This window comes from Streptomyces sp. NPDC107765 (assembly GCF_055657085.1).
Map to the genome: position 1 here is coordinate 336167 of NZ_JBVKBL010000008.1, position 12988 is coordinate 349154.

A 12988-nucleotide genomic window follows, 5' to 3' on the forward strand; every position below is an offset into this window, starting at 1 on the left:
TGACACTGTTACCGCCGGTTACAAAGATCCCGGCATGACTGCCGTGCCGGAGTTCCCCAGGCCCCTGCCGCGCTTCCCGAAGGATTTCCTGTGGGGGGTGTCGACGTCCGCCGCACAGATCGAAGGCGCGGTGGAAGAAGGGGGGCGCGCCACCTCGACGTGGGACGTCTTCGCCGCGGAGAGCGGGCGGATCAAGGACGGGTCGAACGCGCGGGTGGCGACCGACCATTACCACCGCTATCCGGAGGACGTACGGCTGCTCAAGGAACTCGGGGTCGGCGCGTACCGGTTTTCGGTGGCGTGGCCGCGGGTGGTGCCGGACGGCCGCGGGGCGGTGAACGCGGCCGGGCTGGATTTCTACGACCGGCTGGTCGACGCCTTGCTGGCGGCCGGAATCGCACCGGTGCCGACGCTTTTCCACTGGGACACCCCGCAGGTCGTGGAGGACGGCGGGGGCTGGCTCGTACGGGACACGGCACAGTGGTTCGCCGCGTATGCGGATGCCGTGGCGGCCCGGCTCGGGGACCGGGTGGAGCGGTGGATCACGCTCAATGAGCCGGCGGAACTGACGCTGCTGGGCTACGGGCTGGGGCAGCACGCGCCGGGGCGGGAATTGCTGTTCGGCGCGTTACCGGCAGCACATCACCAGCTGCTGGGGCACGGCCTGGCGGTACAGGCACTGCGGGCCCGGGACGCCCGGTCCATCGGGATCGCGAATTCCCACGGGCCGACCTGGGCCGCGTCCGACGCGGAAGAAGACCGTACGGCGGCGGATCTCTACGACCTGCTGCTGAACCGGCTGTTCGCGGAGCCGGTCCTGCTGGGCCGCTATCCGGACGACGACGTGGCGGAACTGCTGCCGGGAAACGTCGACGACGACCTGAAGGTGATCTCCGCGCCGCTGGACTGGTACGGGATCAATTACTACCAGCCGTCGCTGGTGGGGCGGCCGAAGGGCGAGGCGACGGAAGTCGGCGGAACGCGCATACCCGAGGGGCTGCCTTTCGCACCCCGTGACATCGAGGGATGTCCCCGGACCGATTTCGGATGGGCGGTGATTCCGGAGGGACTGACCGAATTGCTGGTCGGTTTCCGCGAACGGTACGGAAAGCGGCTGCCACCGATCGTGATCACCGAGAACGGCTGCTCGTACGAGGGCATCGAGGACGGGGAGCGGATCGCCTATCTGGACGGACATCTGCGGGCCCTGCACGCCGCCATGACGGCGGGCGTGGACGTCCGGGGATATTTCGTCTGGTCCTTGCTGGACAACTTCGAATGGGCGGAGGGGTACGCGCGGCGCTTCGGGCTCGTCCACGTCGACTACGCGACGCTGACGCGGACGCCGAAATCCTCGTACCGCTGGTTCCGCGAGGTGCTCCGGGAGCAGGCGGGCGGGTGAGCCGGGCCACGGGGGCGGGCCGGTGGCAGGACCGGGTCGCGGCGCCGGATCCGCTGGCCGAGCCCTCCGCGCCGGTCGGGTCCGGGTGGACCGCGTCCCTGGCGGTGGCCAACGGGGCGATCTGGGCGGGCTGGTACGGGCCGCTGCAAATACTGCTCGCGTGGCAGGCGGCGGAGGTGGCGGCACCGGCCGCCGGGATGCCCAAGGAATCCGTGCTGGCCTGGGTGACCGGCGTGGGAGCCGCGGTCTCCCTGGTCGCCAATCCCCTCTTCGGCGCGCTGTCGGACCGCACGACCTCCCGCTACGGGCGCCGAACCCCCTGGATCCTTATGGGAGTTGTCGCAGGCGCCGCCGCGCTGGCGGCACTGGCGACGGCCCGTACGGTCCTGGCGATGGCGCTGGCCTGGGGTGCCGTACAGCTCGCGCTCAACGCGGCGTTCGCGGCGATCACCGCGGCCGTGCCCGACCGGGTGCCGCACCGGCAGCGGGGAGCGGTGGGTGGCTGGCTGGGCGCCGCGCAGATCCTGGGGGTCGTGGCGGGTACCGGCCTGGCGACCGTCGCGGGCGGGCCGGGGGCCGGCTATCCGGCCTGCGCCGGGTTCGTGGTGCTGGGCACCCTGCCGTACGTGCTGGGGCACCGGGACGCGGTGCTGCCGGCCGAGCGGCGGCCGGAGCTGTCCTGGCGGGCCCTGGTCAGCGGCTTCTGGATCAGCCCGCGGCGCCATCCGGACCTGGGCTGGGCCTGGCTGACCCGGTTCCTGATCAACCTGGGCAACGCGCTGGTGCTGCTGTACCTGCTGTACTACCTGCGCGATGTGCTGCGGCGGGCGGACCCGGACGGCGGGGTGCTGGTGCTCACCGCCGTGAACGGCGTGATGCTGCTGACCACGGTCGTCGTCGGCGGGATCTGGTCCGACCGGGTCGGGCGACGGCAGCCGTTCGTCCTGGGCGCCGGGGTGATCATGACGGTGGCCACCGCGCTGCTCGCCGTCTGGCAGACCTGGCCGGGCGCACTGTGCGCCGCGGCGCTGCTCGGCATCGGATTCGGCGGCCGCGTCGCACGACGAACTAGAAGCCCAGCTTCCGCAGTTGCTTCGGGTCGCGTTGCCAGTCCTTGGCGACCTTGACGTGCAGGTCGAGGAAGACCGGCGTGCCGAGCAGTGCCTCGATGTGCTTGCGCGACTTGGTGCCGACCTCCTTCAGGCGCTTGCCCTTGGGGCCGATGATGATGCCCTTCTGGCTGGGGCGCTCGATGTAGACGTTGGCGTGCACGTCCAGGAGCGGCTTGTCGGCGGGGCGGTCCGCGCGCGGGAGCATCTCCTCGACGACGACGGCGATGGAGTGCGGCAGCTCGTCGCGGACGCCCTCCAGCGCGGCCTCGCGGATCAGCTCGGCGACCATGACCTGCTCGGGCTCGTCGGTGAGGTCGCCCTCCGGGTAGAGCGCCGGGCCCTCGGGGAGCAGCGGCACCAGCAGATCGGCGAGCAGGGAGACCTGGGTGTCGCCCACGGCCGAGACCGGGATGATCTCGGCCCACTCGATGCCCAGTTCCTTGCCGAGCTGGTCGATGGCGATCAGCTGGGCGGCCAGCGTCTTGGAGTCGACCAGGTCGGTCTTGGTGACGATGGCGACCTTGGGCGTCTTCTTGATCTCGGCCAGCTCACCGGCGATGTACCGGTCGCCGGGGCCGATCTTCTGGTCCGCCGGCAGGCAGAAGCCGATCACGTCGACCTCGGACCAAGTGGTGCGGACGACGTCGTTGAGCCGCTCGCCGAGCAGAGTGCGCGGCTTGTGCAGGCCCGGGGTGTCGACGAGGACCAGCTGGGCGTCGGGGCGGTGCACGATGCCGCGGACCGTGTGCCGGGTGGTCTGCGGGCGGTTGGAGGTGATCGCCACCTTCGTACCCACGAGAGCGTTCGTCAGGGTCGACTTGCCCGCGTTGGGGCGGCCGACGAAGCAGGCGAAGCCGGCCCGGTGGGCGGCGGAGGAGTCTGTACGAACACTCATGGCGCCCATTCTCCCCGATCCCGGCCGCCGCTCCGACCATCCGGGCCGGACGCTCAGTCGACGACCGCCGCCGTGCCCTCGAAGGTGGTGTCCTGCAGCGCGGCGTCGATCCGGGCGAGGGCGTCGGCGGACAGGGTGATCCGGGCGGCGGCGAGGTTCTCCGCGATGTGCGCCGGGGTGCGGCTGCCGGGGATCGGCACGACGTGCTCGTCCTGGTGCAGCAGCCAGGCCAGCGCCAGCTGGCCGGAGGAGATGCCGAGGTCCTCGGCGAGGCCCCGGACCGGCGCGAAGCGGTCCTGGTTGGCCTTGAGGTTGGCGGCGTCGAAGCGCGGCAGATGACGGCGGAAGTCGTCCCCGGCGACCTGCTGGACGGTGCCGGTGAGGAATCCGCTGCCCAGCGGGCTCCAGGCGACGACGCCCACGCCCAGCTCGCGGGCGGTGGCGAGCAGCTCGGCGTCGATCGGCTGCCACATCGACCACTGGACCTGGACCGCGGCCACCGGGCGGACCGCGTGCGCGCGCCGCAGCTGGTCGGCGGTCACGTTGGACAGGCCCAGGTGACGGACCAGACCGGCGTCGATCAGCTCGGCGACGGCACCGACGGTGTCCTCGAACGGAACCTGCGGGTCCGGGTAGTGCGGGTAGTACAGGTCGATGACGTCGGTCCGCAGATTGCGCAGCGATGCCTCGGCGTAGCCGCGTACGTGGCGGGGGTCGGCGTTCACGGCCAGTTCGCCGAAGCCGTAGTTGACCGGGAAGGGGTGCGGTGCGACGCCCTCGGGGAGCCGGAAGCCGAACTTGGTCGCGAGCACGACCTCGTCGCGGCGGCCGCGCAGCGCCCGGCCGATCAGCTGCTCGTTGTGGCCGTCGGGGCCGTAGCCGTCCGCGGTGTCGATCAGGGTGGCGCCCCCGTCGAGGGCGGAGAGCAGGGCGGTGGTGCCGCGCTGCTCGTCGGTCTCGCCGTAGACGCCGGGCGAGAGGACCATCGCGCCGAAGCCGATGGCGGAGCTGGTGAGGCCGCCCAGGGTGCGGGCGGGGAGGGCGGGTGCGGCGGTCACGGCGGGCTCCTGGTGGGCGCGGGCCGGCGGCGGGGCCGGCGACGGCTGCTGATACCCATGATCTTTGCCGACCCGGCCCGGACCCGTCCAAGACGCGTGGTGATAGCCGATGGTTATGGAGCGCCGATGGCGAGATGGCCTGCCGCAGGGAGTGGGGGCGGGAGCCCGCCCCCCCACGGTCCGGTGCGCCCGGTTTACGCCTCGCCCGCCGGGACGGTGGTGCGCAGGGTGCCGTCGAGGCCCGCGACGAGGACCGGCGTCCCGGGGCCACCGAGGTCCCGGACGGCCGCGCGGTCCGCGTCCGTGGCGCGCTCGGCGTCGGTGACCACGGCTGCCGCCTCCAGGGACGTGGCGCCGCTGGCGACGGCCATCGCCACGGCCGTCTGCAGGGCGCTGAGCTGCAACGAGTCCAGCGCGACGGTGCCGGCGACATACGTGCGGCCGGTCTCGTCGCGTACGGCGGCGCCCTCGGGCACGCCGTTACGGGCCCGCGCCGAGCGCGCGAGCGTGATGATCTTGCGGTCTTCGGGGTCCAGCGGTGCGGCGTCGGTCATACCGGCGAGCATATGCGCCGGCCCCGCGACGTGAGGAAGAAGGTGGCTGCCCCGGTCCCCCGTGGCCGGGGCAACCTGCGCGGCAAGATTTCTCGGACGATTTCTCTCCCGCAGGACGGCCGCCTTTCGGCGACCGCCCGAAGATCCTTCCATGGCCCGTCGCAAAGAATCCAGCCCCACCGGAAATGGCTTCCAGAACATTTCTGCTGCACTGGAGATAACTAACGCCGGAAAGGGGGAGCGCGGCGTTGTCCCGTGGGGTCTCGTCGGGTCATTTCCCGGATGTGCCGGAATTATGCGGAGAGCTCTCCGGCGTCCGTGGCCCGCACCGGCTCGCAGAGCACCGTGACGATCTTGTTCCGGCGGCCGGCCGGTGATTCGGCGGTCAGCCGCAGCCCCTTCAGTTCGGGGTCGGCGGCCGTGTCGGAGAGGTCGACCTCGGCCGTGGCGCCGGCGATCGGGACCCGGCCGAGCAGCTTGGCCAGCAGCCCGCCGACCGTCTCGACGTCCTCGTCGTCCAGCTCCGCCAGGCCGTAGAGCTCGCCGAGGTCGCCGATGTCGAGGCGGGCGGTGACGCGGTAGCGGCCGTCACCGAGGTCCTCGACCGGCGGCAATTCCCGGTCGTATTCGTCGGTGATCTCGCCGACGATCTCTTCGAGAATGTCCTCGATGGTGACGATTCCGGCGGTGCCGCCGTATTCGTCGATGACCACCGCGACGTGATTGCGGTCCTGCTGCATTTCGCGCAGCAGATCACCGGCATTCTTGGTGTCGGGCACGAAGACCGCGGGCCGCATGGCCGTGGAGACCAGCTCGGTCTCCGCGTCGCGGCTGATGTGGACCTTGCGGGCCAGGTCCTTCAGATAGACCACGCCGACGATGTCGTCCTCGTTCTCGCCGGTCACCGGGATACGGGAGAAGCCGGAGCGCAGGGCGAGGGTCAGCGCCTGCCGGATGGTCTTGAACCGCTCGACGGAGACCAGGTCGGTGCGCGGCACCATGACCTCGCGGACGAGGGTGTCGCCGAGCTGGAAGACGGAGTGCACCATCCGGCGCTCGTCGTCCTCGATCAGCGACTCCTTCTCCGCGAGGTCGACCAGCGAGCGCAGCTCGGCCTCGGAGGCGAAGGGGCCCTTGCGGAAGCCCTTGCCGGGGGTGAGGGCGTTGCCGATGAGGATCAGCAGCTGCGGGATCGGGCCCATGACGCGGGCCAGCGGCAGCAGGACGTAGGCGGCCGCGGTGGCGGTGTTCAGCGGGTGCTGGCGGCCGATCGTCCGCGGCGAGACGCCGACCGCGACATAACTGACCAGCACCATCACGGCGATGGCGACGGTCAGCGCCTGCCAGGTCTCGTGGAACGAGCGCAGGCAGGCGTAGGTGACCAGGGCGCCGGCGGCCATCTCGCAGCCGACCCGCACCAGCAGGGCGACATTGAGGTAGCGGGTGGGGTCGGCGGCGACCTGGGCGAGCTTGGCGCTGCCGCGGCGGCCGGAACGGACGGCCTCCTCGGCGCGGAAACTCGTCGTACGGGCCAGGCCGGCCTCCGCGCAGGCCGCGAGCCAGGCGATCACGACGAGCAGGACCGCGACCGCGATCAGCTGGGTGGTCATGGCGGACGCCCGTCAGGTCACGGTGGGCGCGGGCGAGGGGCCGGTCAGACCCCGCTCACCGCGCCAGCCGTCGACGATCGCCGCCTGGAGGCCGAACATCTCGGCCTTCTCGTCGGGCTCCTCGTGGTCGTAACCGAGGAGGTGGAGGACGCCGTGCACGGTCAGCAGCTGGAGCTCCTCGTCCATGCTGTGCGCGGTCGGCGCCTCCTCGCCCTGCTTCTTGGCGACCTCCGGGCAGAGCACGATGTCACCGAGCAGGCCCTGCGGGGGCTCCTCGTCGTCCTTGGCCGGCGGACGCAGCTCGTCCATCGGGAAGGACATGACATCGGTCGGTCCGGGCAGGTCCATCCACTGCAGATGGAGCTGCTCCATGGCCTCGGCGTCCACGACGATCACGGACAGCTCGGAGAGCGGGTGGATGCGCATCCGGCCGAGGGCGTAGCGGGCGACGTCCAGGATCGCCTGCTCGTCGACCTCCGTGCCGGATTCGTTGTTGACGTCGATGGACATGGGGCGTTGCGTCTCGCTTCTCGTTCGCGCGGTGCGTCCGGCTCACTGGCCGTTGCGGCTGTCGTACTTCTCGTAGGCGTCGACGATACGGCCCACGAGCTTGTGCCGGACCACATCCTGGCTGGTGAGCAGGGAGAAGTGCACGTCGTCGACGCCCTCCAGGATTTCCCTGACCTGACGCAGACCGCTCTTGGTGCCGCCGGGGAGGTCGACCTGGGTGACGTCACCGGTGACGACGATCTTCGACTCGAACCCGAGGCGGGTGAGGAACATCTTCATCTGCTCGGGGTTCGTGTTCTGCGCCTCGTCGAGGATGATGAACGCGTCGTTCAGCGTCCGGCCGCGCATGTACGCCAGCGGCGCGACCTCGATCGTGCCCGCGGCCATCAGGCGCGGGATGGAGTCGGGGTCGAGCATGTCGTGCAGCGCGTCGTAGAGCGGGCGCAGATACGGGTCGATCTTCTCGTAGAGGGTGCCGGGCAGGAAGCCCAGCCGCTCGCCGGCCTCGACCGCGGGGCGGGTCAGGATGATGCGGTTGACCTGCTTGGCCTGGAGCGCCTGGACGGCCTTGGCCATCGCGAGATACGTCTTGCCGGTACCGGCCGGGCCGATGCCGAAGACGACGGTGTGCTTGTCGATGGCGTCGACGTAGCGCTTCTGGTTGAGGGTCTTGGGACGGATCGTCCGGCCGCGGTTGGACAGGATGTTCTGGGTGAGCACCTCGGCGGGCGTCTCGCTCCCGGCGCCCTCGCCGTTCTCCGCCGCGCGCAGCATGGCGATCGAGCGTTCCACCGCGTCCTCCGTCATCGGTTGTCCGGTGCGGAGCACCAGCATCATCTCGTCGAAAAGGCGCTGGACGAGGGCCACTTCCCGGGCGTCGCCGACCGCGCTGACTTCGTTGCCCCGGACGTGGATGTCGGTCGCCGGGAAGGCTTTTTCGATCACTCGCAGGAGCGAGTCGCCGGACCCCAGGACCGTCACCATCGGGTGCTTGGCCGGGACGGTGAACTGGGCGCTCGCCTGCGGTTCCATGGGTGTCTGCGTCATAGGGCGGCTCGGTGGCCTGCTCAACCCCCATCCTTTGCTCATGAAGACGTGCCGAGGAGGTGCCTGCCGGCACGGCCTCCTTGCGATACAAGAGTACGACGGGGCACCGACAGGCCCGAGAGCTTTTCCCGGCGGCCGCCCTGACCTGGGTGTTCGCCGAGGGACGGCAGTCGGTCCGGAACCGCTTCCGATGCCGCTTCGGGGACCCGGCGCGGGGCTCAGGCCGGGCGGCGGAAGCCGATCGTGGGGACCGCGCGGGCCAGCGGCGCCGGACGGTAGGCCGCGGGCAGCACCTCGTCGAGGAAGGCGTACTGCCGGCGCAGCGCGCCCGGGGCACCCGCCTCGCACAGCCGCACCTGCTGCCACCAGGCGGCGATCTCCGCCCAGCCCGGCGCGGACAGCGACCCGCCGAACTCCTGCACCGACAGCGCGGCGCTCAGCCCCGCGAACGCCAGCCGGTCGGTCAACGGCCAGTCGGCCAGGGTGCCGGTGACGAAGCCCGCGACGAAGACGTCGCCGGCGCCGGTCGGGTCCAGCGCCTCCACCGCGATCGCGGGCACCTCGGCGGTCTCGCCGGTCCGCCCGTCCACCGCGTACGCGCCCTGTGAGCCCAGCGTGACGACGGCCAGCGGCACCCGGTCGGCCAGCTTGCGGGCGGCCGCGCGCGGGCAGGTCGTGCGGGTGTAGCGCATCGCCTCCTCGGCGTTGGGCAGGAACGCCTCGCAGTGTTCGAGGTCGGCGAGGTCGGCCGGGTCCCAGCGGCCGCTGTCGTCCCAGCCGACGTCCGCGAAGATCCGGCTGCCGCGGCCGGCCGCGCACTCCAGCCAGGGCTCCCGCCGGCCGGGCACGAGCGAGGCGACACAGGCCCGGGACGGCGGCGGGCAGCCCGGCGCGTGCCGGCCGTCGAAGGTGAAGTCGGGGGGCGGCGCCTGATGTCCGTGCGAGACCATCGTGCGCTCGCCCTCGTACGCCATGGAGACGGTGACCGGGGAGTGCCAGCCGGGGACGGTGCGTGACAGCGCCAGGTCGATGCCCTCGCCCTGTTCGAGCGCCTCCCAGCAGTACTCGCCGTACTTGTCGTCGCCGAAGGCGGCGGCCAGGGAGGTGCGCAGCCCGAGCCGGGCCAGGGCGGTGGCCATGTTGGCGACGCCGCCGGGGCTGGAACCCATGCCGCGGGCCCAGGATTCGGTGCCGCGGACCGGTGCGGAGTCCAGGCCGGTGAAGATGATGTCGAGGAAGACCGTGCCGGTGAGGTAGACGTCGGTGCGCGGATCGCCGTCCGCCCGTACCTCGGCCAGCGGGTCGAGGCCCGGTGGCGTCCCGGCCGGGCCCGTGGGCGGGTGGACATCACGTCGGCTGGTCACCGTGCACGCCCCTCTCGTATCGGCACGTGCCGCCAGTGTGCCTGATGCTGCGGTACGTTCCGCCCCATGAGGCTCACGATTCTCGGCGGTGGCGGCTTCCGGGTGCCGCTGGTCTACCGCGCGCTCCTGGCCGACCCGGCGGACTCCGTCTCCGAGGTGGTGCTGCACGACACCGACAGCCGGCGGGTGGCGGTCATCGCCGAGGTGCTGACGCGGCTGGGCGAGGGGCATCCGGCACCGGTACCGGTCCGGGTCGCGCAGAGCCTGGACGAGGCGCTGGCCGGGGCGGACTTCGTGTTCTCGGCGATCCGGGTGGGCGGCACCGCCGGCCGGATACGCGACGAACGGATCCCGCTGGCCGAGGGCGTGCTGGGCCAGGAGACGGTGGGCGCGGGCGGGGTCCTGTACGGCCTGCGGACGATCCCGGTGGCGCTGCACATCGCCGAGCGGGTCGCCCAGCTCGCGCCGGCGGCCTGGGTCATCAACTTCACCAATCCCGCGGGCATGGTGACCGAGGCGATGTCCCAGGTGCTCGGCGACCGCGTCATCGGGATCTGCGACTCCCCGGTCGGGCTGGTGCGCCGGGCCGCGCGGGCGGCGGGCCTGGGACCGGCGGCCTTCGAGAGCGGCCGGGTCGGCTACGACTACGTCGGCCTCAACCACCTCGGCTGGCTGCGGTCGTTGACGTTCGAGGGCTCCGAACTGCTGCCGCGCCTGCTGGCCGACGACTCCGCGCTGGCCTCCTTCGAGGAGGGCCGGCTGTTCGGCGCGGAATGGCTGCAGACCCTGGGCGCGCTCCCGAACGAGTACCTGCACTACTACTACTTCCGCCGCGAGACCCTCGACTCCCTCCGGGACACCCGGGAGACCCGCGGCGAGTTCCTCGACCAGCAGCAGGGCGGCTTCTTCGAGCGGGCCTCGGCGGCCGGCGGTCCGGACGCGGTGTACGCACTGTGGGAGCGGACCCGGCTGGAGCGCGAGGAGACGTACATGGCGCACAGCCGGGAGGCCACCGGCGGCTGGCAGCGCGACAGCCACGACCTGGAGGGCGGCGGCTACGACCGGGTGGCGCTGGCGCTGATGCACGCCATCGTGCGCAACAGTGGCACCCGGCTGATCCTGAACGTCCGCAACGGCACGACGGTGCCCCAACTGGCGCCGGACGCGATCGTGGAGACGGTGTGCGAGGTGACCGCGCACGGCGCCCGGCCGCTGCCCTGCGCCCCGCTGCGGGAGGACCAGTTGGGGCTGATGCTCCAGGTCAAGGCGGTCGAACGGGCGGCGGTGGTGGCCGCCACCCGCAAGGACCGCGGCGCGGCCCTGCGCGCCCTGGCGCTGCACCCCCTAGTGGACTCCCCCGCGGTGGCCGCCCGCATCCTGGAACGGGCGGCCAAGGAGGACTGAGGTGCCGCCCCGGCCTCCGACGCACGGCCGGCCTCCGACGCACCGGCCTCCGACGCACGGCCGGCCTCCGACGCACCGGCCTCCGACGCACCGGCCTCCCGGGCCGGAACGCCCACCGCGCGCGGAATACCCCTCGCCCGCGCGGCGTTGTGGCCCCGCAGGGGGCCCGCGTATCCCCTACGGGATCTGTTCGACCGCCCCCTACGGGTCCGCGCCCACAGGGACCCACCCCGCCCTCAGTGCCCCCGCGTGACCCACTCGTCCAGGTGCGGCGCCTCGTCCCCGATCGTCGTGGGGTCGCCGTGCCCGGTGCGTACCGCCGTCTCCGGTGGCAGGGTCAGCAGCCGGTCCCGGATCGAGGCGACGATCGTCGGGAAGTCCGAGAAGGACCGTCCGGTGGCGCCGGGGCCGCCCTGGAAGAGGGTGTCGCCGGTGAAGACGGTGCGCAGGTCGGGGGCGTACAGGCAGACCGCGCCGGGGGCGTGACCGGGCGTGTGCAGCACGGTCAGGTCCGTACCGGCGATGGTCAGGACCTGGCCGTCGGCGAGGTCCGCGTCCGGCACCGTACCGGGGTGGGTCATCTTCCACAGCGGCAGGTCGGCCGGGTGCAGGTGGATCCGGGCGCCGGTGCGGGCGGCCAGCGCCGGGGCGGCGTCGATGTGGTCGTTGTGCGCGTGGGTACAGATGATCGCGCGCAGCGTCCGGCCGGCCAGCGCCTCGAAGATGGCGTCGGCGTCGTGCGCGGCGTCGATGACGATCGCCTCGTCGTCGTTCCCGACGATCCACACGTTGTTGTCGACGTCCCAGGTGCCGCCGTCGAGCGAGAACGTCCCCGAGGTGACGAGGTGGTCGATCCGCGCCGCCATCAGAGCGTCACCACCGAACGCAGCACGTCGCCCGCGTGCATCCGGTCGAAGGCCCGCTCGACGTCGTCGATGCCGATGGTTTCGGTGACGAACGCGGAGAGGTCGATCCGGCCCTGCTGGTGCAGGTCGATCAGCATCGGGAAGTCGCGGGACGGCAGGCAGTCGCCGTACCAGGAGGACTTGAGCGCGCCGCCGCGGCCGAACACGTCCAGGAGGGGCAGTTCGAGGGTCATGTCCGGGGTGGGCACGCCCACCAGGACGACCGTGCCGGCCAGATCGCGGGCGTAGAAGGCCTGTTTGTACGTCTCGGGGCGGCCGACCGCCTCGATGACGACGTCCGCGCCGAACCCGCCGGTCAGTTCGCGGATCGCTTCGACGGGGTCGGTGGTGCGGGAGTTGACGGTGTGGGTGGCGCCCATGGTGCGTGCGAGGTCCAGTTTGCGGTCGTCGATGTCGACGGCGATGATCCGGGCCGCGCCGGCCAGCCGGGCGCCGGCCACGGCCGCGTCGCCGACCCCGCCGCAGCCGATGACCGCGACCGAGTCCCCGCGGGTGACCCCGCCGGTGTTGATCGCCGCGCCGATACCGGCCATCACCCCGCAGCCCAGCAGACCGGCCACCGCGGGCGACACCTCCGGGTCGACCTTGGTGCACTGCCCCGCGGCGACCAGCGTCTTGTCGGCGAACGCACCGATGCCCAGCGCCGGCGTCAGCTCCGTGCCGTCCTTCAGCGTCATCTTCTGGCGGGCGTTGTGGGTGTCGAAGCAGTATTGGGGGCGGCCGCGCAGACAGGCCCGGCACTGGCCGCACACCGCACGCCAGTTGAGGATGACGAAGTCCCCCGGCGCGACGTCGGTGACCCCGGCGCCGACCGACTCCACGACGCCGGACGCCTCGTGGCCGAGCAGGAACGGGAACTCGTCGTTGATACCGCCCTGCTTGTAGTGCAGATCGGTGTGGCACACCCCGCACGCCTGGACCTTCACCACGGCCTCGCCGGGACCCGGGTCCGGCACCAGGATCGTCTCCAGCCGGACCGGTTCGTTCTTCCCCGGCGCGATCACGCCGCGCACTTCCTGTGCCATCGGAACAGCCCCTTTCAAAGATCACTACGGGACCACTGTGGCGCGCTGCCACTGAGCCGTGCCTCACCGTACGCGTGCCGG

12 protein-coding genes are annotated in these 12988 nt (G+C 71.9%); 3 read left to right on the forward strand and 9 right to left on the reverse strand.

Features of this window, described 5'->3' with window-relative positions; all coding sequences use genetic code 11:
- Positions 1-34 precede the first annotated feature (34 nt).
- Both ACZ7MX_RS21825 and ACZ7MX_RS21830 read left to right on the forward strand, forming a co-directional pair.
- Positions 35-1402, forward strand: coding sequence for a GH1 family beta-glucosidase (locus ACZ7MX_RS21825; RefSeq protein ID WP_472134428.1), 1368 nt, complete (start codon positions 35-37; stop codon positions 1400-1402).
- Positions 1399-2529 carry an MFS transporter gene (locus ACZ7MX_RS21830; RefSeq protein WP_472134430.1) on the forward strand — a complete coding sequence of 377 codons (1131 nt, stop codon included), beginning with the start codon at positions 1399-1401 and terminating at the stop codon, positions 2527-2529. The genes ACZ7MX_RS21825 and ACZ7MX_RS21830 overlap by 4 nt, the downstream gene beginning before the upstream one ends.
- On the opposite strand, the gene era is transcribed toward ACZ7MX_RS21830, so the two are convergent.
- The 7 genes from era to ACZ7MX_RS21865 all read right to left on the reverse strand — a co-directional run bounded on the left by era (position 2471) and on the right by ACZ7MX_RS21865 (position 9552).
- A complete protein-coding gene (gene era, locus ACZ7MX_RS21835) occupies positions 2471-3409 on the reverse strand; it encodes a GTPase Era (RefSeq protein WP_472134432.1) in 939 nt (312 codons plus the stop codon). The genes ACZ7MX_RS21830 and era overlap by 59 nt on opposite strands.
- A 53-nt stretch (positions 3410-3462) precedes the next feature.
- Positions 3463-4467, reverse strand: a complete 1005-nt coding sequence (locus ACZ7MX_RS21840) for an aldo/keto reductase (RefSeq protein WP_472134434.1) — start codon at positions 4465-4467, stop codon at positions 3463-3465.
- A gap of 194 nt (positions 4468-4661) precedes the next feature.
- A complete protein-coding gene (locus ACZ7MX_RS21845; protein ID WP_472134436.1) occupies positions 4662-5021 on the reverse strand; it encodes a cytidine deaminase in 360 nt (119 codons plus the stop codon).
- A 293-nt stretch (positions 5022-5314) separates the two neighbouring features.
- Entirely contained in the window at positions 5315-6631 is a 1317-nt protein-coding gene (locus tag ACZ7MX_RS21850) for a hemolysin family protein (RefSeq protein ID WP_472134438.1), read from the reverse strand.
- A 12-nt stretch (positions 6632-6643) separates the two neighbouring features.
- A complete protein-coding gene (gene ybeY / locus ACZ7MX_RS21855; RefSeq protein WP_030415187.1) occupies positions 6644-7141 on the reverse strand; it encodes an rRNA maturation RNase YbeY in 498 nt (165 codons plus the stop codon).
- A gap of 42 nt (positions 7142-7183) precedes the next feature.
- A complete protein-coding gene (locus ACZ7MX_RS21860; RefSeq protein ID WP_362144401.1) occupies positions 7184-8188 on the reverse strand; it encodes a PhoH family protein in 1005 nt (334 codons plus the stop codon).
- Positions 8189-8406: 218 nt separating this feature from the next.
- Positions 8407-9552, reverse strand: a complete 1146-nt coding sequence (locus ACZ7MX_RS21865; protein WP_472134440.1) for a carbohydrate kinase family protein — start codon at positions 9550-9552, stop codon at positions 8407-8409.
- A 66-nt stretch (positions 9553-9618) separates the two neighbouring features.
- Here ACZ7MX_RS21865 and ACZ7MX_RS21870 point away from each other — a divergent pair, with 66 nt between their 5' ends.
- Positions 9619-10956 (forward strand): family 4 glycosyl hydrolase, encoded by a 1338-nt coding sequence (locus ACZ7MX_RS21870; RefSeq protein ID WP_472134442.1) that lies wholly within the window; start codon positions 9619-9621, stop codon positions 10954-10956.
- 236 nt (positions 10957-11192) lie between these two features.
- Here ACZ7MX_RS21870 and ACZ7MX_RS21875 read toward each other — a convergent pair whose 3' ends face one another.
- Complete coding sequence (locus tag ACZ7MX_RS21875; protein ID WP_472134444.1) at positions 11193-11822, reverse strand: MBL fold metallo-hydrolase; 630 nt, start codon at positions 11820-11822, stop codon at positions 11193-11195.
- Positions 11822-12907: an S-(hydroxymethyl)mycothiol dehydrogenase gene (locus ACZ7MX_RS21880; protein ID WP_472134446.1), complete on the reverse strand. Its 1086-nt coding sequence runs from the start codon at positions 12905-12907 to the stop codon at positions 11822-11824. The genes ACZ7MX_RS21875 and ACZ7MX_RS21880 overlap by 1 nt, the downstream gene beginning before the upstream one ends.
- Between the last annotated feature and the right edge of the window lie 81 nt (positions 12908-12988).

Coding starts and splice junctions, on each gene's coding strand:
- ACZ7MX_RS21825 (WP_472134428.1), top strand. CDS start 35: ATGACTGCCGTGCCGGAGTTCCCCAGGCCCCTGCCGCGCTTCCCGAAG.
- era (WP_472134432.1), bottom strand. CDS start 3,409: ATGAGTGTTCGTACAGACTCCTCCGCCGCCCACCGGGCCGGCTTCGCC.
- ACZ7MX_RS21845 (WP_472134436.1), bottom strand. CDS start 5,021: ATGACCGACGCCGCACCGCTGGACCCCGAAGACCGCAAGATCATCACG.
- ACZ7MX_RS21850 (WP_472134438.1), bottom strand. CDS start 6,631: ATGACCACCCAGCTGATCGCGGTCGCGGTCCTGCTCGTCGTGATCGCC.
- ybeY (WP_030415187.1), bottom strand. CDS start 7,141: ATGTCCATCGACGTCAACAACGAATCCGGCACGGAGGTCGACGAGCAG.
- ACZ7MX_RS21860 (WP_362144401.1), bottom strand. CDS start 8,188: ATGACGCAGACACCCATGGAACCGCAGGCGAGCGCCCAGTTCACCGTC.
- ACZ7MX_RS21870 (WP_472134442.1), top strand. CDS start 9,619: ATGAGGCTCACGATTCTCGGCGGTGGCGGCTTCCGGGTGCCGCTGGTC.
- ACZ7MX_RS21875 (WP_472134444.1), bottom strand. CDS start 11,822: ATGGCGGCGCGGATCGACCACCTCGTCACCTCGGGGACGTTCTCGCTC.
- ACZ7MX_RS21880 (WP_472134446.1), bottom strand. CDS start 12,907: ATGGCACAGGAAGTGCGCGGCGTGATCGCGCCGGGGAAGAACGAACCG.